Here is a 24,961-nt window from a genome sequence, read left to right on the forward strand (position 1 = left end):
GCCTGTACCTCACGGTATCACCCAGCGGCGCTAAGCTATGGTATTTCCGCTACCGTTTCGGCGGTAAAGAAAACCGTCTGGCTTTTAGCCCCTACCCGCAAACTACACTAGCGGAAGCCCGTGGAAAACGCGATGCAGCGCGTAAGCTGCTGGCAACCCCACATTCACAGCCAAAGGCGGGAACCTGCTGCGTGCTACTTGACGAGCAGCAGGTCGGCTCGTGGCATCGTAATCATTGCATACCCAGATCATCATGGTTCTCAATCAGCGTAGCCCACCAATTCCTCTCCCCTTTTACACCGTTATAAATAGTTATTTACATTTATGTAAATATCGATGTCTAAACACCAGCTTGTTGGTATAACTGTAATCATTATCAAATAGATACAACACAGTAATCCCCCGAAATCTTGCCGGCACACGCCGCTGATCACGCGCGATGCTGTCGGCATGATGACTCAACAACAGGCTAAGAATTTACGCTATGACATCAATTTCTGAATCACTCACCGCATTGGTGAAGCGCCGCGCACAGTTACGCGAGATGTTCACGACACATCAATTCGATGCGCTCGATACCCTGCTAGAGCAAGAACATCAGGTTTGGCTGGACGGTCCTAACCTGCCTTATAGCTATATTTGGCACATTAATTCGCTCTTTGACCCAGCGCTGTCTGATGCCGATATCCTTTCTCACTTGCAGGCATGGGTGACTGCATCCCCAAAGAGCTATCACGCTAATTATCTGACTGGGCAATATTGGGAAAATGCAGCAGCCCGAATTCGTACGTCAAATGGCGGGGAATATGTAGAAAACGATCGCTGGATGGGTGCTGAGCTGGCACGCGATCTGGGCGTGGCGGCTTACCTGCGTGCCAGTGCGCTACATCAGCGACCTGCCCTGACCTTTTCACGGCTGTTTCGTCTGACCTGCTATTTAGGCGAACCACAGTGGCTGGGTGTCCTACTGCAAGGCGGTGAGCCGCTGACCTACGCACAGCGTCAGACACAGGTGGAACCCGCGCTGTGGGAAGCGGGTCTAGAGCACTTGCGCAATGAAGGTGCGCAAACGCTTGTTGAGCTTCCTGTCGCATTACCCGTTTCACTGCCAGACAGAGAAGATCACGAGTGGGAAGATCCCATGAACTACTGGCTGCGCGTCACACTAGCCATTCGCCCACAGGATTTGGCAATTCGCAAAGAGTGCGTTTACTTCCTGTATCCACGCTGGGGCGGCAGCCATGAGGCAATGACGCAATTTATTGATGGGCCACTGTGTGAAGCCCTGACAGAGCCCGAACGTAACAGCCTGCGCGTGACTCAGTGCTGGGACTACATTGGCTATGACGTGCTTTTGCCTGACGCAGAGGACACCGAGAGTGTGGCCTACTGCCGGAAAACCTTTGACTGGTTGCTGACGCTCGAGCTTGATGCGGATGTTCGCGCGAAGGTACTACGCCAATATGCCAGCTTCCTCAGTACCTATGCGCGAACGGACGAAAATGGCGATATTCACTGGAATAAAGTCGATATGCAGTTGGCCTATGACCTGATGGTTGAGGCCTGGCAGGTTGATCTCCCAGTATCACACCCAAATGAAGGTGCACTCGATACGTTAATAAGCTGTATCAATTTTGCCGGTATCGAAGATAGCTTTAATTTAATGCCAAAATTTCTGGAACGCTGTCAGGCGTGGGCAGATTCAGCGTATGAAACCACTATCGCGGCGCTCGCTAGCAAGTTCGGTTTCTATGGTATCACTCAGGGTCAGTTCGATAGCGATGCGCTGCTCGCACGTTGTCGCTTCATGAAATCAGATACAAACTTCGGTCAGGCGGCCGCTAACTTGTTCGAATCCGTTTCCGAAGAGGCAGGGATCTTTCTGCTACACGAAGCGGCGAGCTGGGGCGAGGTATCTTCCATGGCATCACTCGGTGACCTCTACTCCGGTTATCTATCACGTATGCACGGCCGCGACCCTTCACCTTATGAAGATCACGAAAAATCACGCTATTGGAAGGAGGTGTCGGCGGAGAAAGGCCATGTCGTTAGCATGTACAACGTTGCCTATAATCTAATCAATGAAAATGACACGTTAACGCCGGAGCAATATCAGCGAGTGAGCACATTGTTGTTCAGCGTCCTGCGGAGCCCTAACCTGAGTAGACAAGTGTGGGAACGTTCAGCACGGGAGTTGAGTACACACTTGCTGTTTAGCGGTATTCCTGAAGATCAGCAGCGCTGTGTTGATGAGGTCCTCCCCCTATTATGGGACGACGAAATGGATGAAAACCGCGACTATGCGGCAGGTTATTACGCGTATGCTTTCCGTAACGGGGCGGGCGTCGCCCAGAATAGCTATCTGGCCAAAGTGTGGATCGACCGCGCATTGGAAATCACCCCTGATAGCCAGTACAACCACGATCGGGCGAACGAAATCTATCAGCGGGGCGGTATGTTAGGCGGCGTCCGCGCCAAAATGGGCTTCAACCGCGATAAAGCGCAGATGGATGCGCGTGGACGCGCCATCACGTTTGGCGATGACGCCCGTCAGGAGCACCAGTAACCCACAACCCCCCTCTCATTGTGCTGTTTTATATACAAATAATATAGCGGCGAAACTGGGGGGTTGACTGTTACCCGGCGTAAGAAATTATGCTGAGGAGGGAGCAGGTTTAGGATGAGCCGCATGGACGCGGCTCAAGCTTGCGCCACGTATGGAACGTGTCGCAAGCGGTCCGTTAAGCCTGATACCGACGAAGGCATCGCGCAGCGACATAATTTAGCCGGAAGCCAGGGTTCACAGGGCGACGGCAACTGAGCCGCCCTGTGCGGGCGCGTGCTACGGGGTAGCATGAGAATAGCAGTATTGTGGCGCACGAAACCGTCTCCGCGTTCACATAGAATGTGACTAAAAGGCCGCTTATCATGGTGAAATAACCGCATCATGTTATTGGGGCAGCACCGCTGCCCCACTGACTATCAGACGTCCGTCAGCCGTTTTCGATCGACCTTACCGCTGCCGGTTTTCGGCAGCTTATCAAGCACCACAATGCGCCCTGGCACCATGTAAGCCGGTAAGAACTGATGCAACTGTTTGCGCAGCGCCAGTTTAGTCATCTCCGAGCCAGGTTTATATTCCACGTAGCCGACCAGCACCGCGTCATCCCCTTCACCCTGAAGTTTGACAGCCGCATCCTGCACCTGCTCGATCTGTTTCAATTGAGCCTCGATTTCCCCGAGTTCGATGCGAAATCCTCGCAATTTTACCTGATCGTCGAAGCGGCCAAGATACTGATAACGATCGTCCGCCAGCAACCGGACTTTATCCCCAGTGCGATACATGCGCTGTCCTGATTCCACCTGCTGAATAAAACGATCCTGCGTCAGATCGTCACGCTGCCAGTACCCGCTGCTCAGCGCCTCACCGAGAATGCACAGTTCGCCGACCATTCCTTCCGCCAGCGGATGCCGATCGTCGTCGATCACCAGATGCTGATAACCCGCCAGCGTGTTACCCAGCGCGACCGTGTGCTGGTTCTCCAGAGTTGCGCTATCAATCTGCGCCATCTGCGACCAGATCGTCGCCTCGGTTGGCCCATAGCAATTCCATAGTGTCTTACAACGGCTGACCAGGCGCTGCGCCAGTCGCAGATCCAGCGCTTCACCGCCGCACAGCGCCACCAGATCGGGTTTACCCTGCCAGCCAGTTTTGAACATCATGCGCCAAAACGCGGGCGTGGCCTGCAATACGTTGATCTCAGGTCGAACCTGTAAATACGCCGCGACCGCCTGTGGATCTTTGTATTCCTCATGCGTGGTCAGGTGCAACACGCCGCCGACCCACAGCGGCCCAAACACCTCCAACATGGAGATATCGAACGCCAGCGTGGTAATCAGCAGCCAACTGGCTTTATCCGTTAAAGCCAGCCGTTCTACGCTGGCATGAATAAAGGTTTGCAGTGCCCGCTGACCAATCACGACGCCTTTTGGTTTTCCCGTCGAACCGGAAGTAAACATCATGTAGGCCGCCGTTTCCGCGCCCTCCGTCCGTGCCAACTGTACGCTCGCGGTGGCATCGCTGGCGGCATATGGTAAATCACCAAGGTTCAGGATCGGGCAGTCAAACGCCAGCGAACCGCCGGTATAGCAGTCCTGTAAGACCGCAGCCAACGCCGCTTCCTGCTGAATCGCCTGTAGGCGTTCCCCCGGAAAATCCGGCTCCAGCGGCACAAACGCCACCTGAGAAAACACGCAGGCCAGCAGCGCCGCCACAGTGTCAGGCTGACGGCTCAGATGCAGCCCCACGCGCTGACCAGCCGTGATGCCCTGCGCAGCTAGCACCTGTTGAATCAGCACCACACGCTGTAGCAGTTCCCGATAGCTGATTTCACGCTCCTGAAAGCACATGGCCACGCGATCCTGACGCGCATCCTGAGCAAGGCGCGCCAGCAGTTCATCGTGCAGAGCAGGCATCGTCGCCCTGTGAGGTAGCGGTGCCACCCGCGGACTGAGGCGAATCTGCGCCAGATGCTCCCAACGCGGTGTCAGCAGGCCTTCGAGTAGCTGAATAAAATGGCGGGCAATGCGCTGTAGCTGATGGTTATCAAACTGCCCATCAGGCGCGGTCAGAATGACCCGATCGTGCTGAACCTGCACGATGAGCGCCACATTCTGAGCTACGGCAGGTAACGATGCCATTTCCCCCACGATCAGCAGGCTGCTAAACAGCGTATGCTGCGTGCCAGCTGCCGGAATCTCTGGCGCAGACTGCGGATCGCAAAACGATCCCACTGCTGTGATCCACTCGCTCACCAGACGATCGCGCTGGTGAAAATGCGCGATCAGCGGTCTTACATGATCGGGGAGATCGGACGTGACGAACGCGCCACACACCTGCTCTTCACCGCTGTATTTGTACAGCAACCAGCTCCATGCCGCGCTCACCAGCGGCGTGGGATATTGTCGAGGCAGCTCACTGCTGTGCCGCTGTTCACCGTGCGCGGCACCTACCCGCTGCCCGAAGGCCGTGGGCTGCTGAATCTCTGCCAGTGGGTTCACCACCGCTTCATCGCTCTTTGTCATGACCGTGTTTCCTCATTGGCGGTCACCTTCGACTGTGCCAGATATCCGCTCAGTGCCTGCGGTGACGGATAGCGTTGTAATAACGCCACACTCACCGGCTGCGCTAACGCACGGCTTAACGCCTGTGCCAGCGCAATACGCTGGAGCGAATCGACGCCACTTTCACACAGCGTCTGCGACCAGAGACCGGATTCAGCGAGATGCAGCGTCTGCGCCCACACGCGCAACAGCGACTGGGCTGACGGCGTATCCGGCTGGCTAATACCGCTATCTGCCACCGTTTTCTGCGCACCCCCCGAGCCTGTCGCTTTCTCATGCCCGATCATCTCGGCTGGCTGCTGCGGCGCACTATTGATCAGCGCTACCACTTCGTCATGCCAGCGCATCAGCACCCGACGCGCCTGCGCACTGTCCAGCACATCAGCGTCAAACTCGAAGCGCAGCAACATGCAACCCGCCTGCTCACACACCACCAGATTCAGCGGCATCTCGACTTTTTCATAAGCAGCGGAGAATTCGGGAGATAGCCGATGCGGGTCGTCAGCACGTTCACCTTGATCCTCCTTTGCTCCGGGCCGATTTTCATTAACAGGGTAGTTTTCATAAACGAACAGACTATTGAACAGACGCGAGCGTCCAGCCGTCAGCGCAATCAGCGACTGTGTAGCATGCTGATTCATCGCCATCAGCTCATTCTGCAACTGCACCAGATGCTGTTGTAGCGATACCGGCTGCTGCCAGCTCAGCGCTAGCGGCAGGCTGTTGATGTAGAGACCCACGCTACTCGCCACGTCCTCTACGGGACTTTCCCTGCCCGACAGCACGTTCCCGACAATACTGACCGCATCGCCGGTCGAGCGCGCCAGCAGCCGGTGCCAGGCGTATTGCGTGATAATGCTATGCGTGACGCCCACCTCACGGGCAAAGGCAATGAGTGCAGCCTGCTCCTGCTCGCTCAAACTCACGCTGGTAACCTGCGGTTCAATCTGTGTCAGATGCTGGCTGAGATCGGCACGTCTGCCTGCCGCCGCAAACAGCACGGCCACATCGTTTGTCTGCACTAGCAGTGGCTGACGCTGCTGCCAGAAAGCCTCAACGGCGGGCTGCTGCGCCACGGCGTGCAGCGCATAATCCACATAGGCGCGATCCACCTGAATCGCGGATGTTTCGCCATGTATAAATGTTTCACCGTGCATTAATGTCTGATAATCACGGTGTACCGCGCCCAGCAGCTGTGGGCCGCTCCAGCCATCAATGATGCTGTGGTGACAGCTCAGCAGTACCCGATAATCCTGTTCACCCACGCGGAAACAGGCGATGCGCAACAGCGGCGGTTGCGACAAATCAAATCCGTTGCGTAAATCCTGCTGGCGATAGCGTTCGATAGCCGCGTGCGGATCGGCCTCATGTGCCACATCCTGATAGTGGAAAGGCAGTTCTGCCTGCGTCACAATCACCTGCACGCTGGCACACTCGCTTTCCAGCGCGGCACGCAGTGCCGGGAACCGCTGAATCTGACGCTGCCATGCCTGACGATAACCTTCCACATCCAGCGCCTGCGCATAGCGAATCGGCGTTTGCAGATGATAGGCATCGTCCTGCGGGCAACGCAGACGGTGATACAACATCGACTGCTGGAGCGACGACATCGGCAACAGCGTGTCGATATCATAACGCTGCGACAGGCTGTCGAGCTGTGTCTGGCTCAGCATAACCGCAGGGAAATCGCTGGGAGTAAAGACGGTGCCGCGGCTCAGTTGGTCCAGACAGGCTGCCGTCAGCGCGCGGATATTTTCCGTCAGCCGCACCATCAGGCGATCACTGTCATGCTGATTGAGGCAGCCGACCTGACGCAACGTGAGTTGCCCGCCCGCAATACCGCCGTGGAGGCTGATTATCTCCACCGGTTTATTCTGCGGCGCAACGCAGCTTCCCGGCGCGACATCCACCGGACGCCACACGCCAGCCGCCTGAACCGACAGCCCAAGATAGTTGAACACAATCGGCGACAGCGTGAGTGAAGCGCCCTGCGGATGATGGTAGCGCAGTGGGTTAAACCCGACGCCTTTGTCCGGCACCTGACGCAGTTGTTCCTTGCTGGATTTAATCAGGGAAGCCCAGTCAGACCGATCTTGCAGACACACCGGATAGGTGCTGGTAAACCACCCGACCGTGCGGCTGACATCCAGCGTCGGATCAATCGCTTCACGACCGTGCCCTTCCAGCATGATGCGGGCTTTGTCACCCCAGCCGAGATCGTTTAGCGTACGGGTCAGCGCTACCAGCAACAGATCGCTGACGTCGGTATTAAAGGCGCGGTTGGCCTCGCTCACCAGTTGGCCGGTGGTTTCGGCATCCAGCGTCAGCATCGCCGCACTGCCATGGCCTTGCGGATCTTTCGCTGCCAGCAGCGCCGTCTGAACCCCTCCGTCTTCCTGCGCCTGCCAGTACGCTAACTGTTCTGCATGTTGCGTAGCGTAGTGGTGCAGCGCCGTGCCCCACTGGCGATAGCTCGACGTTTTCGGCAACAGCGGTTCACCGAGGTAAAGCCGTTCCAGGTCGTCCACCAGAATGCGCCACGACACGGCATCAATCACCAGATGGTGGAAAGCAAGGAACACCGCCGTGTCCGCCTGCGGATGGTGACGCACCAGTGCACAGGCCATCGTTCTTCCCTGAACGGGATCGAATTCACGCTGCAACGCGGTAAACGCCTGTTGCAGGCCGTCATCACCGAGCTGACGATAATCCAGCTCCGACACCGCACAAGACACTTCCGTCAGATAACGCTGCCCGTCGGCATCACAGGCCAGACGCAGCGCGTCATGTTGCGCTATCAGCGCCCGCAACATCGTGGTCAGGCGTTCGGTATCCACGTCAGGCAGTTGAATCATCGCCGCCTGATTCCAATGTTCAGGACGTGCCAGCGGCTGTTCCATAAACCAGCGCTGAATCGGCAACAGCGCGAATTCGCCTTCCAGCGTGCCCTGCTCCGCCACCATTCCGGTGTCACGGTTATTCTGTGCCAGCACGCGACACAAACGCCGCACGCTTTTTGCTTCGAAAACGTCTTTCACCGTGCAGACATAGCCCGCGCTGCGCAGGCGCGTCGTCAGTTGAATACTGAGGATCGAATCGCCGCCTAAGCGGAAAAAATCATCCTCCACGCCCAGCGGCGTATTCAGCACGCTGCGCCAAATCGCCAGTACGTCCGCTTCCAGCGGGTTATCGGCTTCACCATCGCCTTCACTTGCCTCCAGCACCGGCGGCAGCTGTTTCGTATCGAGCTTGCCGTTTGGCGTCAGCGGCATGACTTCCAGCAAAATCAGCCGGAACGGCACCATGTATTCCGGCAGGTGCTTCGCCACATCAATCAGCACGGCGGCAGGTTCCGGCGCGCTGCTGTCAGCGTTCACCGTGCCATAGGCAACCAGCGCCGGACGGTTCCCCACCTGAGCCACGATGACTTTAACCTGTTTCAAAGACGGACATACCACCGCCAGCTGTGCCTCAATTTCACCCAGCTCAATGCGGTAGCCGCGCAGCTTAATCTGCTCATCAATACGGCCACAATATTCATAGTCACCGTTGTTCAACAGCCTGGCCTTATCACCCGTGCGATAAATGCGCAGCGTCGCTGTACCTTGTCCGGTATGGTTCACATCGTTCAGCGTGATGTGTTCAAAGCGGCTGGCGGTCATCTGCGGTTGGTTGAGGTAGCCACGCGCCAGCCCAAGCCCCGCAAGGCACAGCTCGCCCGGCACGCCCGCCGGACACAGTTGCCCGGCAGCGTCCAAAATCAGCGCCTGAATATGAGCGATGGGTTGACCGATGGTGACGGGCTGACCTTTACGCAAGCGGGTGCTCAATGCGGTGACGGTACATTCCGTCGGCCCGTACATGTTGTACAGCGCGACTTTGTCGGCCCAGTTATCCACCACCGCGTTCGGACAGGCTTCACCGCCCATACCAATGGCTTGAATACCGTTAACCTGCTTCGGATCGAGAATCGACATTAGCGCCGTCGGCAGGATCAGGTGCGTCGCGCCCGCCTGTTCGGCCTGCACAATCGCCCGATCGTTAGGTTCGCCAAACGCCAGCGTGCCACCACTGCTCAGCGGCAGCAGCGTCGTCATGTTACCGGCGTCAAACGAGAGCGACATGCAGTTGAACATCGTGCTTTGCGGCGTGAACGCGATGCGATCGCGATGATCGTCCAGCAGATTGATCAGCGAACCGTGTTCGATCATCACGCCCTTCGGCAGACCGGTCGATCCCGAAGTGTAGATCACCTGCGCCAGCTGTTGTGCATGGCGCGGAATGGCTGGCGGTTCATCGCCCGGTAGATCGTGCCACAGCGCGACAACCGCAGGATCGGCCAGATCGATACGTTGTTCGGCAGACCACTGCGTCAGCTGTTGCCCATCGCCGCCAAGAATCACGGCAAGATTGGCATCGGTAATGATGTGGCGCAGCCGCTCCAGCGGATAATCGGGATCCAGCGGCACATAGGCGGCTCCTGCTTTCCAGACGGCCAGCAGCGCAATGACAAAATAACGATCGCGTTTCGCCAGCACGCCGACCAGCGATTGTTCACCCAGCCCCTGACGGTGCAGCCAGTGCGCCAGCTGATTCGACTGCCTGTTCAGCTCAGCGTACGTCAGCGTATCCGTGCGCTGTTCGCCGTCAAAGGCTATCGCCAGTTGCTGAGGATCGCGCTGGGCGATGGCTTCAATCACGTCGGTTACCGTCAGCTGTGGCTGCGGATAGCTACGCGGCAGTTGCTGACTTTCCGCCAACACGGCTGCAAAGCGATCCGCTTCCATCAGCGGCAGATGCCAGACGTCAGTTTCCGGAGCCTCAACCACGGCCTCAATCAGCCGGATAAAACGATCGGCGTAATACTGGATCGTCTGGCGCTCAAACAGTGCAGTGGCAAACAGCCAGTCCAGCCGCACCTCGCCCATCAACTCCGTCACCTTGACCGAGATATCGGTCTTGGCGGGCAGTACCGGCGAGGTTTCTTCCGCTGCATCACAGCCAGGAATCAGATCGTTGAAATCCACTTTAGCCTGATACACCAGCATTACCTGGAAGATCGGGTTGATCGCGGTGGTGCGATCGGAACCGATCGCCTCGCTCAGCGCTTCAAAACGGTAAAGTTGATGATCGAAGGCCGACAGATCCTGCTCGCGGCAATATTGCAGGTAATCCACGAAACGCTGGCTGTCCTGTAACTGAGTGCGCAGCACGATGGTGTTAACGAAGAAGCCGACGACATCTTCGATATCCGGTCGTTCGCGGTAGGCCAGCGGCGAACCAATGACGATGTCTTTTTCACCGCTGATGCGCGCTAGCATTAGGGAGAACACCGCATGCAGGCCAATGAAGTTAGAGGTATTGTAGCGCTGACACAGGCGTTTAAATTTATCCCACAGATCGTTGTTGATCGCGGAGAAGATCACCTCACCGCCGCTGTTCTGGTGTGCCGGGCGCGGTTTATCCAACGGCAAGCTGTGTACTTCAGGAATCCCCGTCAGCCGCTCAACCCAGAACGGTTTGAACTCGTTGTGGTAATCCAGAAATGAGTCGGAATTGAACCAGTGTGCGTAGTCGATATAGTTAAGCTGAGTAGGCTCGACGGGGTAAGGCTGGCGGTTTTGACAAGCCAGAAAAGCCGGTTTGAAATCCGCAAATAGATTCTTCACCGACCAGCCATCGGAAATAATATGGTGCTGGGTGATCATCAAAATGTGCACCCGTTCGCTCATTTTCACCAACCGCACGCGGGTGAGATTGCCCGCAGTGAGATCGAACGGGCGGCTGATTTCCGCTTTCACCTGCTGCTGCAAGCGTGCTTCCCGTTCCGCTTCCGGCAACGATGAGAAATCATCATGCTGTATCACAAACGGTTGATAGGCATCGATACGCTGTTCGCCCTTGCCCTGTTCATTGACCACAAAACGGGTTCGCAAGCTGGCATGGCGCTGCGCCAGCGCGTCAAAGGCAAACTCCAGCGCCGCCACATCCAGCGGGCCGGTCAGACGAAAATAGACCGGCATATTGTAGAGGTGTGATTGCTCTTCGTACTGCTCGATAAACCATAGTCCGCTCTGTGATGACGACAGCGGGCCGGACGTCGCATTCTGCGGCGTGATGGGGCGTTCAAACGCCTGCTGTGCCGTCAGGCAGCGGACGATGGCGTCTTTGTTTTCCTTAATCGTGCGCCCAATCTCTGGCGTGATCGCGTCTTTGCTGGACTGCGAAATCAACTGCCCCTGCGCATTTAACGCCAGACGGACACCCTGCCGTTCCAACTGCTTTAACAGCGTTACGATATCTTTCATGACTTGTCACTCTCTCAGCAAATCAGGCCGTCAGCGTTGCCCCACCGTCCACCACCACATCCTGCATGGTGATGTGGCTGGCCAGATCGGAAGCCAGAAAAACCACGGTATTGGCGATCTCGTCCGGCTGAGCGATCTTGCCCAGCGGGATTCCCAGTTTGTACTGGTCAGGAAAGCCCGCGATAGTGCGCTGCTCGGCATCGGCGCTGTGCCACATGCCACGCTGCATCGGCGTGTCCGTCGATCCCGGCGACACCAGATTGCAACGCACGCCGTAAGGCGCCAGTTCCAGACCGGCACAGTGAGACAGACTGGTGAGCGCCGCTTTCGAGGCACAGTACGCCGCCATCTGCATACGGGGAACATGCGCGGCATTGGAGCCGACGCAGACAATCGCCCCGCGGCGCTGCTGCTTGAAATGTGGAACCAGTGTGTTTAACAGGTAGAACGCGCCAGAGGCGTTGACGTTGATGCTCTGGTGCCAGTCGTCCACGTTCAGCGCGTCGATGTCGCCCAGGCGCAGAATCCCGGCGGCGTTGACCAGCACGTCGAGCCCCGTTTCTGCCAACTGCTGGCGACAGACCGTCGCCACGCTGTCCGGCTCGCTGATATCCAGCGTCACACAGCGAAACGGATGATCGTCATGTCGGAATGCGCGGTCGAAACCGACCACATTCGCGCCCAGCGCAACGAACTGGCGGGCAATGCTTTCGCCAATACCGCTCGCCGCACCGGTGACCCAGACGGTCTTGCCGCTGAAATCAAACTGAAGAGGTTGTGCTTTGTTCATCATTTTCCCTACCACACCATTTCCACGCTGTTTTCGTCCTGTGACAGCCTGTCGTCCAGATAGCGGCAGAAGTCGCTGAGCTGAGGATGATCGAACACATCAGACACCTTGATGCTGACGGAAAACTCGGCGGCCAGACGGTTGACGATCTGGATGGTCTGCAACGACTGTCCACCCAGCTCGAAGAAGTTATCCCGCGATTGGATCCCCGACACGCCGAGGACCTGCTGCCAAATGGCGCTGACCCGATTTTCGGTTTCGCTGGCTAACATCCGCACTGGAGCCTCATCGCGGTATTCCGCCAGCAGACGCTTGCGGTCGACCTTGTTGGAGCCGGTTTTCGGCAACTGGAGGAAGGCACGGTAATCGGTCGGGATCATCGCCGGCGGTAACACGCTGCCCAGACGCTGTTTCAGCGTACGGGCATCGATCTCGCCTACTTTCGTGGCGATAAACGCCACCAGACGCCGCACGCCGTTGGGGTAAACAATGCCTTGAACACAGGCTTCATCGACGTCCGGCTGCGCCAGCAGATGGGCTTCGACTTCCCCAGGCTGGATCCGGTAGCCACTGATTTTAAACTCGTTATCCATGCGCCCGAGGTACAGCAGCTGTCCTTTTTCCAGCCGTACTCTGTCACCCGTGCGGTAAGCCGGAAGCTCCCGATCGCCCACCGCTATTTGCGTAAACGCCGTGTGTTCTGTACCGATGTAACCCGCCGCCAGCGTTGGCCCCAGCAGCACTAGTTCCCCTTCCGCCGCAGGGCGGTCGCCCGCCGCCAGAATCAGCGCGTTGACCCCCGCCAACGGCAGACCGATAGGAAGCTGCGCAACATCGGCAGACTGCGTTTGCAGATCGCAGCTGGTCGCGACTACCGTGGTTTCCGTTGGGCCATAGGTGTTAATTAAGCGCAGCGTATCCGGCGCATGGCGTTGCCACTGCACCAGTTGTTCGGGGTACACCGCTTCACCCCCGATGATGATGGCGCGCAGTGCGGAAGGCAGGGTCAGTGCGCCGGTTTTCAGCGCCACGACCCATTCATTCCAGAATGCCGTCGGCAGATCGAGCAGGGTAATCGCCTGTTCTTCAACCTGTTCGACAAAGGTCGGAATCGACTCCAGCATCTCATCGGTGCGCAGCACCAGCGTTGCACCGCTGGTCAGCGTGGCAAAGATCTCTTCAATGCTGGCATCAAAGTTAAACGGGGCAAATTGCAACACGCGATCCGCCGCGCGCAGGCCATAGCGCTGGCGTGCCGCTGCGATGAAGTAATCCAGTGCGCTGACACCGATCTCTACCCCTTTCGGCAATCCGGTCGATCCTGAGGTGAACATAATATAGGCAATCTGCCCGTCTCTCGCTTCCGCAGGCGGCAGTGCGGCGGCCTGTGTGTTGGATGACAGAAGATGCCCCGCCAGAACGATTTCGCCGGAAAAGACCGACGCCAGCCGATGCTGGTAGTCCGCCTGCGTCACAATCGTGCGTAACCCGGCAATCTGGATGATGTGCTGCTGACGTTCGTGCGGCTGTTCAGGGTCGAGCGGTACATACACCGCGCCGCACTGCATCACGGCCAGCAGGCAAATGAGGGCTTCCGGACTGCGGTTCAGCATGACACCGATGCGCTCACCGGTCTGAACGCCGCGTTCATGCAGCGCCGCGGCGGCCTGGCCGCTCAGATCCAGCAGTTGCTGATAGCTATACTGCCGGTCGCGCTGTGTCAGCGCCGGATGATTCGGGTTTTTACGCGCCTGTTTGGCGATCGCCGTCAGAACGGGTTCAACGAACGGCTCAGGCTCGCGGCTGGTGAGCAACGCCAGCTCACGCTCTTCACGCAGCCAGTTTCCCAACAGCTCACCACTGGTTTGCTGCGGCTGTGCTAGCCAGCGTTGAAGCAGCGTGAACAGCGTTTCTTGCAGGCTGGCGAGCGCTTCTGCGCTGTAACAGGCTGGGTTGGCATCAAAGTCCAATACCGGTGTGCCATCGGGTTTGAAATGGATCTCGATCGTCAGATCTTCTACTGGCCCGGCGCTGAGATTCAGCGTGCTGGACGACAGCGATCCGTAGCTGAGCGGATGATCGAACGGCATGATATTGATCAGTGGGCCGAAAAGCCGCTGCTCACCGCCGACGCGGTTCAGATCGCGCCGTAAGTGCTCATAGCGATAATGTTGATGCCGACGCAGCGTACGTTTGGTGCGAGCCACCTGCTGCGCCAGTGTGACAAAGTCCGCCTGCTCATCCACCTGAATGCACAGCGGCACAATATTCATCTGCATGCTCGGCACCGTCAGCGAGGCAGAGCCGATACGGTTCATTACCATCATGCCTAACGTCAGTCGGTCGCTGTCAGACACCAGTTTTAGGTGCGTCGCCAGCATCGCTAAAAACAGATCCGGCCAGCTGATTTTGTTGCCTTCACACAGCGCCATCAGAGGCTGCCAGATATCCGCTGGCAACACGCTGCTCTGGCGCAAAAACCGCGCCGCGATAGGTGCTTTCTTTTCGCTGAAGCTGGTCGGTTCCGGCATCGCGTTCAACGTTTCCAGCCAGAAATCACGCGACTGTACCGTCTGCCCGCTGGCATCGCGCTGCTGTTCTTCTTCCAGTACCTCGCTGAACGGGCCGAACTCCGCCACCGCCACGGGTTGCCCCGCCGTCAGCGCGGTATAGATCTGGGCGATGCGTTGAAACAGCATCGTCGTGCCAAAACCGTCCAGCGCAATGTGGTGCACGCAGCTGTAGAGAAAATCGCGATTTTCACCGCACAGCAGCGCAAAGCGGCAGGGTAATCCGTTCAGCAGATCCAGCGGCTGGGCGATTTCCTCACGCGCCCACTGGCGTATCGTCTGCTCTTCATCCGTCATCGGTGCAGGCAACAGTTCACTAATCGGCAGCACGTCAATCGGCACTGGCAGCTGTGAGGCCACAAAGCCGATCTCTGGCTGCTCGGCCTGTTCACCCGCAACCTCAACAAACTGGCAGTACAGGCACTCGCACTCCATGACCGCCTGACGGATCGCACTCAGCATGGCTTCGATATCGACTTTGCCATCAAACGCGATGCACTCCGCCGTGTTGAACGTCGCTTTATCATCATTCAGGGCATGGCCTAACCACAGCCCGCGCTGCGCAACGCTCAACGGTTTCATGATGCGGCTCCCTGCTGTTTTTCAATCAGCGCCCACCAGGCATTCAGGCTGGGGTTACGCGCCAAATCGACAAAGCTCAGCGTGACCCCTTGATTGCGCCATTCGGTCAGCAGCGCCATCATGCGCACCGAATCCAGACCGTAGTCGATCAGGTTTTCATCTTCATCGAATTGATCTTCATCTTCGTCGATCAAGGTCAGCAGGTGTGCTCTCAGTGCTTGCTTTGTCAGTGCCTGTGCCATTTTTTCTCCTGTAAGTTCTGCCGTGCTAACCACCCGTCCGGCGCGCGTCGCCACATATTTCAGCGCCATCTGGTGTTCCTGAAGTGAGAAATCCGCCACCGCATCGCCGACCATGAACGGCTTGATGTCGCGCATGAAGGCATCCGTCGCGGTAATCATGCAGCCGATATGCCCGTAAACGCCGCAGATAATCAGCTGATCTTTACCCATCTCCTTCATCATCGGTTCCAGCGGCGAACGGTGAAAAGCGCTGTAGCGCCACTTCACCAGCACCGTGTCGTGCTCATCCGGTGCCAGCGCACTCACGACGCGCTGTTTTTCAGGATGATTATTCAGCCCTGCGCCCCACATGTCGTTCAGCAGTGCCCGGTCGGCCGCGCTTTGTGCGTTCGGCTGCGCGGTATACACCACCGGAATCCCCTGTGCTTTGCAGTAGGTTCGCAACGCCACAATGTTCTCGATCAACTGCTGCGCCAGCGGGCTTTCCGCACCATAGAAATTCACGAAATAGTCTTGCATGTCATGAATCAGCAGCACCGCGCGCTCAGGTTCAAACGCCCAGGAAACCTTGTTCCCAGGGAAATCCTGTGCGCGCGGCAGGGGATAAGAAGCAATAGAAGGGATTGCCATCACAAAATCCTTATTGGTTTTGAATACTATGCTCGGTTTTGAGTGCTAAGTTGGGTCTGGATGCGCTGACGGAGTGATTTCTTATCAATCTTGCCGACCGGCGTAACGGGCAAGGCGTCGATCATCTCGAAGCGGTCCGGCAGTTTGAATTCAGCAATACCCTGATTGCGAAGATATTTTCTCAACGTAATGGCTTTCAGCGCGGGATCGCTGACCACCAGAAAAGCGCAGCTCTTCTCGCCCATAATCGGATCGGGCATGGACACCAGCGCGGCATGAAGAATGCCATCATGCTTGAGCAACAGATTTTCGATCTCTTCGGCGGCAATCTTTTCACCGCCTCGGTTAATCTGATCTTTTTCCCGCCCGACCACGCGCAGATAGCCATCCTCGGTCATCTGCACCACATCGCCCGAGTGGTAGAAGCCTTCACTATCAAAAGCGCGGGCGTTGTGTTCCGGGCTACGGTAATAGCCGCGGAAGGTATACGGACCGCGCGTCGCCAGCAGACCCGCTTCACCTCTCGGCACCGGATTACCGTCGATATCCAACACTTTAACTTCATCGTCCGGGCTCATCGGATAGCCCTGCGTGGTGAAAGTGTGCTCGTCGCTGTCGTCCAGTCGGGTGTAATTCACCAGCCCTTCCGCCATGCCGAGCACCTGCTGTAGCTGACAGCCCAACACCGCCGGAATACGACGGGCGACGGTTTCACTCAGCTTTGCCCCGCCTACCTGCAAGATCTTCAGGCTACGCAGCGCGCCACCAAACTGTTCGGCTGCCTGGATCCACAGCGCGGCGGCGGGCGGCACCAGCGAGGTAATATCGATCTGATGGCGTTCGATCAGCGGGAAACAGGTCATCGCCCCCGGATCCGGTGCCAGCACGACGCGTCCACCGGCATAAAACACGCCGAGCGAACCGGGCGAGCTTAACGGGAAGTTATGCGGTGCGGGCAACGCGCACAGGTAGCGGGTTTGTGGCGTCAGCTCACAGATTTCCACGCTGCGGCGCACGCTGTAGTAGTAATCATCGTGGGTGCGGGGAATCAGCTTCGGCGTACCGGTACTGCCGCCAGAAAGCTGGAAGAAGGCAACCTGCCCTGACGCGGAAGGCTGATACTGGCTGGCTGAAGTGCGCGGTTGCAACCAGCCTGACAGACTGTGCCCCAGCGGACTGTCGCCGAGCATCACCACCGTTTGCAGGCGGGGAACCTGCGTCTGTAGCCGATCCAGAAACTCGCCGTTGCCAAACAGCGGGTGCTCGGCCGAGGCGATCAGTAAGCGCGGTTCGATCTGCGTGGCGTATGACAGCAATTCCAGCTTGTTGTGGCTGAACAGCGCGTTAACTGGCGCGACGCCCATTTTCAGCAACGCGAAAAAGGTCAGGTAAAATTCAGCCACGTTCGGCAACTGCACCAATGCCGTGTCACCACAGCGCAGGCCGCTTTCCGTCAGGCGCGATGCCAGCGCGGAAGATTGCCGATCCAGCTCGCGATAGCTCCACTGGCGCTCGCCGCACACCACCGCAACGGCATCAGGTTGCGTCGTCAAATGGCGTTCCCAGGCATCCGTTAACGGCAAGCCGACCCAGTACCCTTTGTCGCGGTAACGCTGCGCCAGTTCCTCTGGCCAGGGCGTAAATTCAATGCTCATAGTCCATCCACACCAGAGTTAAGCCCAAACGCATTCAGCATCGTGTTTAATTTGGCGGCAGTTTCAGCCCATTCCTCCTCGGGGACTGACGCCTCAACAATGCCCGCACCGGCAAACAGGCGGACGTTATTGTTTTTGATGGTGCCGCAGCGAATCGCTATCGCCCATTCGCCATCGCCGTTGGCATCACACCAGCCGACAATGCCGCTGAATACGCCGCGATCGTGCGGTTCCAGTTCGGCGATCAGCTGGCGCGCGTCCTGCGTGGGGAAGCCGCACAGTGCAGGGGTAGGATGGAGCTGGCAGGCCACCTGAAGCGCTGTCATCTCTGGGTTCACCAGTTCGCCGCTGATGGCGGTAGATAAGTGCCACATGGAGGCGGTGTGCATCAGCGAAGGTGCCGATGGAATCGTTAACGACGCGCACAGCGGCATCAGACGTTGACGAATGTCATCCACCACTAGCTTGTGCTCGTGCTTGTCTTTGCTGGAATTCAGCAAGCGCTGGCTATTCAGGTAATCCAGATGTTCATCGTTCATCCGTCGTGCCGATCCCGCCAGCGGGTTGGAGACAATGACGTTGCCCTGCTTACGCAGCAGCAGTTCTGGGCTAGCACCCAGTAAGATGGAACCATCAGGCAGCGGCAGCGAGAAGTGATAGCCACCCGCGTTCTGCACCATCAGGTTGTTGAGGATCGTTTGCGCCTTAACCGGACCCGTCAGCTCAATGTCCAGAATGCGTGACAGTACCGCTTTGCTCAGTTCACTGCGGCGGAAGCGCTCAACGGCCTCCGCCACGATAGACTTGAACTGACCCTCGTCTGGAACGCTGTTCAGCGTGAGTGCAGCAGGTGCTGCCGCCGTCTGCTTACGAGCACGACTGACGAGTTCAGATTTCGTCGTAACGGTGTAATTATCAGGGATATAGAGACTAGAAGGTTGCGTGGTATCAAAAGGAATCGCCCCCACCACAATAGGCAGCGACTGCCCTGCCTGACGCGCCCGCTGGAACGCCTGCGCGATTGCAGAACTCAGCCCATCATTGTGCGAATCTGGAACGCAAACAGGGGACGAAATACGTTCAAATAAGCCGGAAGTTGAAAGGCTACGGTGTTCCGATGCATATAAAAAAGCGGTCTGTTCCGAATAAGTTAGCCCGCTAAATGTTTCAGCTTCTGTAATCAGTGTATCCACAAGGCAGCTCCTGCGCTCGCAAATTAAATACCAATGATTATTAAAATCATTATCATTTATATCAAGCGCAGTTAAATTACACTGAAGTAACGTGTTCGGTCAATCCTTCCACAGAATGCTCATTCACGCCCACTAAATAGGGGTTATATTGATGTTAATCAATTTTTTTGGGCATCTTTCATAACGGTTAATGATTAGCAATAGGAATGTATTGATTATAAAACCCACATCACAGATGATAATGAAAATACTTATCATTCATTGTCAGGGAAATTAAGCTGCGCTAGACTGCGCGAATATTTTACTAACTGTGTCTAAATGTGAGACCGTCATGGATGAAAGCATGTACCGCCCGCACACCCGATCCGTTGTGCATCTGGCGCTGCTCATCAACATGCTTTCCCTCGGCAGCCTGATGATGGTGATGCCGTTAGGTCCCGATTTCATCAGCGCGCTTTCCATGGATGCCAAGAACATCGGCTACATTAGCGGCGGCGCAACGTTTGCCTCCGCCATTGTCGGTTTCCTCGTCGCCCCTTATCTGGACAGATTTAACCGTAAACATGCTCTGATCGTTCTGCTGACGCTGCGCTTCAGCCTGACGGCGGCCTGCATGTTTGCCACCAGCCAAACCCATCTTTTAGTGCTGTTTATTCTGGCAGGTTGCATCGCTGGACCGGCCTCTGGCGTGTTGATGGCGGCGGTGGTCGATATCGTGCCGGCCAACGAGCGTGGAAAGCAGTTGGCCTACGTCGGTATGAGTTTTTCACTCGCGGCCATTATCATCATGCCGCTGTCGCTGGAGTTAGCTCACCGTATTAACTGGCAAGCTCCGTTTTATATTTTCGGCCTCGGCGGCCTGCTGCTGGCGCTGTTAGTGCTGTGGCTCTTTCCTTCCATGCCGCCGACGCACCGATCTCAACCAAGCGCGTCACCCAGCACAGTCCCCACTTCCGTATTGCACGACCTGCTGGCCTCCCCACTTTTCCTGTTGGGGCTGACGGTGGTTTCGCTACAAATGTTCGGCCATTTCCTGCTGATTCCCCATTTTTCCAACTACTTTCAGTTCAATCTGGCATTCCCGCGGGATGATATTTCCCTGCTTTATCTCTGCGGCGGGCTGGCCAGCATGGTAACCATGCAGTTGTGCGGCAACCTGCTGGATCGAGGGTATGCCAGTCGGACGATCGTGGTGACGACGCTGCTGCTGGCCGTTGTGATCCTCTGCGGTTTCGTTTTGCCTTTTTCGCTTTCCCTGTATCTGGTGTTCACCCTGTTCATGGCGCTCAGCGCAGCCCGCTCCAGCAGCACGCTGGCAATTACCGCCGGCATTCCGCTGCCGCATCAGCGCGCCGCGTTTATGTCCTATCAGGGCACTGCGGCCAACGTGGCATCCGGGCTTGCCAGCGTCGCTTCTGCCGCTTATCTGAGCACCTCCCTTGAGGGGAAAATTGACGGATTCTCGCAGTTGGCTATCGCCAGCGCCGTATTTGCGCTGGCCGCTATGCTGCTGACCCTGCACCTAATTCCGCAGTTGGCTGAACGCAGCCGAAAGATGGCCGCACGCCAAACGGCACAGGCTACGGGGCAATAAACCGATCACATACAAATGGGTCGGCAATACACAACACAGCACGTTTACAGGGATATTTTTTCTACTCTTTGATGGGGTCTTTGACATGCAGCTAAAATCAGAAAGTCGTTTTTCATATCATCATTTCCCACACAGCAAGGTGTATCGTGCCCTGCTGATGACTGGGTTACTAACATTACCTGCACTTGCGCAGGCAGAAAACGCGGCAGATGAAAAAATCGTCGTGACAGCAACGCAGACGAAACACACCACGCTAAGCGCCCCCGCCAGCGTTTCTGTCATCACTCACACCGAGCTGGAAAAGATGTCGGTGAACAACGTTTCCGACGCGGTGAAAAAGTTGCCGGGCATAAACATCAACCCGTCATCGACCTATGGCCGTAACGAAATCAAGATACGTGGCATGCGGGCAGACTACACGCTACTGCTGGTGAATGGTCGTCGTATTAACTCCCAAGAGTCGCTTGCAACCGATATGGGGAATGATTTCGATCTTAGCTCTATTCCTATGTCAGCGATTGAACGTATCGAAGTCATTCGCGGCCCAATGTCTTCCTTGTACGGTGCCGACGCGCTGGGCGGTGTGGTAAACGTGATTCTGCGCCAGCCAGGGGAGAACGTTGCTGGTGAGATCGGCTATAACTTTCAGGCACCAACCGAAGGCTCCGGCGGCGATAATAATCGTCTGAATGGCTACGTCAGCGGGCCATTGGTGGAAAATACACTGCTGGGCAGCTTGATTGTGGATGGTGGAAAACGTGACGCCTGGCGTACCGAGCAATCCAAGAATCGCAACTCAGATGCTCTGGAAAAACGTGATAACTACAGCGTGCTAGGTAACCTGACGTGGTTGATCGATTCTCAGCAGAGCCTGGATTTTGATGCGACTTATACCAAAGATGACCGTTTCGTCGACTGGAATAACTCTGGTGCCACTGTTCATAACACACAAAAAATTGATCGCCTCGGTCTGGGACTCACGCATAACGGTAGCTGGGATCATTTCGATACGCGGTTACGCTACTACTACGAAAATATCGACTTAATGGACAACTCTCAACTTAATGAGGGTATAGCCGATATTACCCAGAATAATCAGACGGTTGATGGGCAAATTTCTGGCTATCTGGGCGATCACCTGCTGACCGGCGGCGGCGAATACCGCATCACATCACTGGAACACAGCCTGAACATGAAAGGCGGTAAAGTAGACGTCAATCAGAGTGCTCTTTTCCTACAAGATGAGTTCAAACTCGCGGATTTAGCCCTCACATTTGGTGGCCGTGTCGACCACCATGAAGTCTACGGCACCGAGTTCAGCCCACGCGCCTACGCCACGTATAGTTTAACCGACAATTGGGTGATCAAAGGCGGCGTGAATAAGGCATTTAAAGCCCCAACGCTGGCTCAGTTCACCAAAGGCTATTCCAAAGCGGACTGCCGCATATTCTGCCGACGCATAGGCAATCCAGACCTCAAAGCAGAAACCTCTATCAGTTATGAAATCGGTACTGCCTATGAGGCAGAACGCTTCGGCGGAGGCGTTACCTTATTTAATAATGATATCAAGGATATGATCCAAGCTGAGGCTTGGAATGGTGTCAGGTCTACGCCTCCAGTCAATCTTACTTATTACAACGTGAGTAAAGCACGTATACAGGGGATTGAAACCTCATTCTGGGTTGATCTGACAGAGGATCTGAACTGGACCACCAACTGGACTGTGGTTGATGCTGAAGACCGCACCACCAGAAAGCGCCTGAAGCAAACCCCGAAAAATACGGTTAACACGCAGTTGAACTGGCAGGCATTGGATAACCTCTCAACCTACGTGTCCTATCAGTACACGAGCAACCAATATCTGCGTGATAAAGAAGTACTTAGAACCCGAGGCTTCAATACCGTGGATATCGGTGCCACTTATACACCGGTTAAAAACGTAGATCTAAAACTGGGCGTCACTAACCTGACCAACGAAAAACGGGACTATGTTGCCACTGACAACGACTACTTCCTGTCTGGACGTACGATATACGGCGGCGTGAGCTATAAGTTCTGATGCCGATACGTGCTAGTCAATAATACTGAGCCCGCAATTCGCGGGCTTTTTTAGCAGCAGATAAACGTGGTGACGTCGTACTCTCTCAGCAGATACGCGCCTTTAAAGCGGCGTCCGGCATAAAACGTCGGCGTCAGATCGGTCAGCAGTTCCAGTTCAAACTCGCGTTTGGTGATATCCAGCGCCACCAGCCTGGCATCCAGAAAATCAAAGTAGTGCCGCACCTGCGGGTAAAGCGCTTTAAACAGGCTTTCTTTCGCCGAGAAGCTTACCGTCAGCAAACAGCAGAACGATTCATCACGTTCCTGAAACCACTGGTATTCCTTATCACCGATGATGCCGGGCCACAGCGATTGCGCACGTTCATCGGACATGAATCCTTCGATATCCACCCCCACGCACGATAGCGTATCGCTACGTAAATGGGCGGCACAGAGTACGCTGTCTTTATTATGGCTCAGCGCCCCAGCAATATTTTCCGGCCACTGCGGTGAACGATCTTCCCCACTGCACAGCACAAACTCAGGGTGACCCAGTTTATTCAATACCTGTCTGGCAAGATAACGCCCAGCCAGAAACTCGGCACGCCGTTTCGGCACGGCGCGTGTGAGCGCATCAGGTAAAGGGATATTCGACGCAGCAAACAGCGCGTCGTCATAGGCAGACAAATGGAAATGGCAGCGAGCAGTAATACCTGGGTAGGTGGCGCCGTCCGTTGCCCGTGGAAAAGTAATCCATTCAACATCATCAATAAAAGCAGAAAGCATGTCACTCCACTCAGGCAAGCATATCGCACCCGCATTCGGTAAACACCGCGTAGGCCACGCTTAATCCCTGATTAGGGTAGGGATATAAACGAACAATGGGCGACTTTCGCCGCCCATCATCTCGCTACTGCAAGAATGCCTGGTTACATTTACAGGGTCAGGAAGAACCCTGCGATGCAGGCGCTCATCAGGTTAGAAAGCGTACCTGCCGCGACCGCTTTCAAACCCAAGCGGGCAATATCCTGGCGCCGACTCGGTGCCATACTGCCCAAACCTCCAATAAGGATAGCAATAGACGAAAGGTTAGCAAAGCCGCACAGCGCGAACGAAATCACAGCTTTGGTATGGTCCGACAGAACTTGCAAGCCCGCAGCGGCAACCACATCATCTGCCTTCAGGTACTCGCTGAAATTCATGTAAGCAACGAACTCGTTGACGATCAGCTTCTGCCCAATAAACGAGCCCGCTACCGTTGCTTCATGCCACGGTACGCCGATTAAAAAAGCAACGGGCGAGAACACCCATCCCAGAATCAGTTGCAGCGACAGTTGCGGATAATCAAACCAGCCACCGATGCCGCCCAGAATGCCGTTAAGAAGAGCAATCAACGCGACAAAAGCCAGCAGCATCGCGCCCACATTCAGCGCCAACTGCATACCGGACGCCGCGCCGCTTGCCGCTGCATCGATGACGTTAGCTGGGCGATCGTCTTCATCGACAAACCCAACCATCTCGTCATGGTCGTGCGTTTTCTCCGTTTCCGGCACCATCAGTTTGGCGAACAGCAATCCACCCGGCGCAGCCATAAAGGAGGCTGCAATCAGGTAGTCCAGCGGCACGCCCATCTGGGCATAACCCGCCATCACCGATCCCGCAATGGAAGCCAATCCACCGCACATCACCGCAAACAGTTCAGAGCGCGTCATGTTGGCAATATACGGGCGAACCACCAGTGGCGCTTCCGTTTGGCCGACAAAAATATTAGCAGTGGCAGAGAGCGACTCTGTACGGGAGGTTCCCAACAGTTTCTGCAACCCACCACCTAATAAACGGATGACCCACTGCATCACCCCCATGTAGTACAGCACCGCCACAAGGGAAGAGAAAAAGACGATGATCGGCAATACACGGAATGCGAAAACAAACCCGCCACCGCCAAAGACTTCAAACATTTTGTTGGAAACCAGACCGCCAAAAATAAATGAAACCCCTTGGTTTCCGTAGGCGATAACGTTTGCTACACCGCCCGTTAATCCTTCCAGAATTTTGCGTCCTACTGGCACATACAACACCAACGCACCGATACCAATCTGAATAACGAAAGCACCAACTACGGTGCGCAATCTGATCGCTTTACGATTACTGGACAACATAACCGCGAACAAAATCAGAACAAGCATGCCGATGAGACTCATAACGAGTTGCATGTGCAGTTCCCTATAACGCG

General features: G+C 56.1%; 12 protein-coding genes and 1 pseudogene. 4 read left to right on the top strand and 9 right to left on the bottom strand.

The window, feature by feature from the left end; translation table 11 throughout:
* Nucleotides 1-158, top strand: a pseudogene (locus H0247_RS14015) (Arm DNA-binding domain-containing protein); the annotation flags it as partial.
* Between the two features lie 326 nt (nucleotides 159-484).
* Complete coding sequence (locus tag H0247_RS14020; protein WP_180743092.1) at nucleotides 485-2,566, top strand: DUF4034 domain-containing protein; 2,082 nt, start codon at nucleotides 485-487, stop codon at nucleotides 2,564-2,566.
* A gap of 416 nt (nucleotides 2,567-2,982) precedes the next feature.
* Here H0247_RS14020 and H0247_RS14025 read toward each other — a convergent pair whose 3' ends face one another.
* Genes H0247_RS14025 through H0247_RS14055 form a run of 7 tightly spaced genes read right to left on the bottom strand, consistent with a single transcriptional unit; the run spans nucleotide 2,983 to nucleotide 19,094 of the window.
* Nucleotides 2,983-5,085 (bottom strand): amino acid adenylation domain-containing protein, encoded by a 2,103-nt coding sequence (locus tag H0247_RS14025; RefSeq protein WP_180743093.1) that lies wholly within the window; start codon nucleotides 5,083-5,085, stop codon nucleotides 2,983-2,985.
* On the bottom strand, nucleotides 5,082-11,432 hold the full coding sequence (locus H0247_RS14030; protein ID WP_180743094.1) for a non-ribosomal peptide synthetase: 6,351 nt from the start codon (nucleotides 11,430-11,432) through the stop codon (nucleotides 5,082-5,084). The genes H0247_RS14025 and H0247_RS14030 overlap by 4 nt, the downstream gene beginning before the upstream one ends.
* Nucleotides 11,433-11,454: 22 nt before the next feature.
* Entirely contained in the window at nucleotides 11,455-12,225 is a 771-nt protein-coding gene (gene dhbA, locus H0247_RS14035; protein ID WP_180743095.1) for a 2,3-dihydro-2,3-dihydroxybenzoate dehydrogenase, read from the bottom strand.
* A gap of 5 nt (nucleotides 12,226-12,230) precedes the next feature.
* Nucleotides 12,231-15,374 (bottom strand): non-ribosomal peptide synthetase, encoded by a 3,144-nt coding sequence (locus tag H0247_RS14040; RefSeq protein ID WP_180743096.1) that lies wholly within the window; start codon nucleotides 15,372-15,374, stop codon nucleotides 12,231-12,233.
* Nucleotides 15,371-16,246, bottom strand: coding sequence for an isochorismatase (locus H0247_RS14045; RefSeq protein WP_180743097.1), 876 nt, complete (start codon nucleotides 16,244-16,246; stop codon nucleotides 15,371-15,373). Before H0247_RS14045 ends, H0247_RS14040 begins: the two co-directional genes overlap by 4 nt.
* 26 nt (nucleotides 16,247-16,272) lie before the next feature.
* Nucleotides 16,273-17,901, bottom strand: coding sequence for a (2,3-dihydroxybenzoyl)adenylate synthase (locus tag H0247_RS14050; RefSeq protein ID WP_180743098.1), 1,629 nt, complete (start codon nucleotides 17,899-17,901; stop codon nucleotides 16,273-16,275).
* Nucleotides 17,898-19,094, bottom strand: a complete 1,197-nt coding sequence (locus tag H0247_RS14055) for an isochorismate synthase MenF (RefSeq protein WP_180743099.1) — start codon at nucleotides 19,092-19,094, stop codon at nucleotides 17,898-17,900. Before H0247_RS14055 ends, H0247_RS14050 begins: the two co-directional genes overlap by 4 nt.
* A gap of 331 nt (nucleotides 19,095-19,425) precedes the next feature.
* On the opposite strand from H0247_RS14055, the gene H0247_RS14060 reads away from it, so the two are divergent.
* Together H0247_RS14060 and H0247_RS14065 are read left to right on the top strand one after the other, a co-directional pair.
* Nucleotides 19,426-20,688 carry an MFS transporter gene (locus tag H0247_RS14060; protein ID WP_255433977.1) on the top strand — a complete coding sequence of 421 codons (1,263 nt, stop codon included), beginning with the start codon at nucleotides 19,426-19,428 and terminating at the stop codon, nucleotides 20,686-20,688.
* Between the two features lie 85 nt (nucleotides 20,689-20,773).
* On the top strand, nucleotides 20,774-22,747 hold the full coding sequence (locus H0247_RS14065) for a TonB-dependent receptor domain-containing protein (RefSeq protein ID WP_219606754.1): 1,974 nt from the start codon (nucleotides 20,774-20,776) through the stop codon (nucleotides 22,745-22,747).
* 50 nt (nucleotides 22,748-22,797) lie between these two features.
* On the opposite strand, the gene H0247_RS14070 is transcribed toward H0247_RS14065, so the two are convergent.
* Nucleotides 22,798-23,514 carry a 4'-phosphopantetheinyl transferase gene (locus H0247_RS14070; protein ID WP_180743100.1) on the bottom strand — a complete coding sequence of 239 codons (717 nt, stop codon included), beginning with the start codon at nucleotides 23,512-23,514 and terminating at the stop codon, nucleotides 22,798-22,800.
* A gap of 149 nt (nucleotides 23,515-23,663) precedes the next feature.
* Nucleotides 23,664-24,941 (bottom strand): NupC/NupG family nucleoside CNT transporter, encoded by a 1,278-nt coding sequence (locus tag H0247_RS14075; RefSeq protein WP_180743101.1) that lies wholly within the window; start codon nucleotides 24,939-24,941, stop codon nucleotides 23,664-23,666.
* Nucleotides 24,942-24,961: the final 20 nt, after the last annotated feature.

It is taken from the genome of Pectobacterium sp. CFBP8739 (assembly GCF_013449375.1).
Taxonomy (GTDB): domain Bacteria; phylum Pseudomonadota; class Gammaproteobacteria; order Enterobacterales; family Enterobacteriaceae; genus Pectobacterium.

Coding starts and splice junctions, on each gene's coding strand:
- H0247_RS14040 (WP_180743096.1), bottom strand. CDS start 15,374: ATGAAACCGTTGAGCGTTGCGCAGCGCGGGCTGTGGTTAGGCCATGCC.
- H0247_RS14050 (WP_180743098.1), bottom strand. CDS start 17,901: ATGAGCATTGAATTTACGCCCTGGCCAGAGGAACTGGCGCAGCGTTAC.
- H0247_RS14045 (WP_180743097.1), bottom strand. CDS start 16,246: ATGGCAATCCCTTCTATTGCTTCTTATCCCCTGCCGCGCGCACAGGAT.
- H0247_RS14075 (WP_180743101.1), bottom strand. CDS start 24,941: ATGCAACTCGTTATGAGTCTCATCGGCATGCTTGTTCTGATTTTGTTC.
- H0247_RS14025 (WP_180743093.1), bottom strand. CDS start 5,085: ATGACAAAGAGCGATGAAGCGGTGGTGAACCCACTGGCAGAGATTCAG.
- H0247_RS14030 (WP_180743094.1), bottom strand. CDS start 11,432: ATGAAAGATATCGTAACGCTGTTAAAGCAGTTGGAACGGCAGGGTGTC.
- H0247_RS14060 (WP_255433977.1), top strand. CDS start 19,426: ATGGATGAAAGCATGTACCGCCCGCACACCCGATCCGTTGTGCATCTG.
- H0247_RS14070 (WP_180743100.1), bottom strand. CDS start 23,514: ATGCTTTCTGCTTTTATTGATGATGTTGAATGGATTACTTTTCCACGG.
- dhbA (WP_180743095.1), bottom strand. CDS start 12,225: ATGATGAACAAAGCACAACCTCTTCAGTTTGATTTCAGCGGCAAGACC.
- H0247_RS14065 (WP_219606754.1), top strand. CDS start 20,774: ATGCAGCTAAAATCAGAAAGTCGTTTTTCATATCATCATTTCCCACAC.
- H0247_RS14020 (WP_180743092.1), top strand. CDS start 485: ATGACATCAATTTCTGAATCACTCACCGCATTGGTGAAGCGCCGCGCA.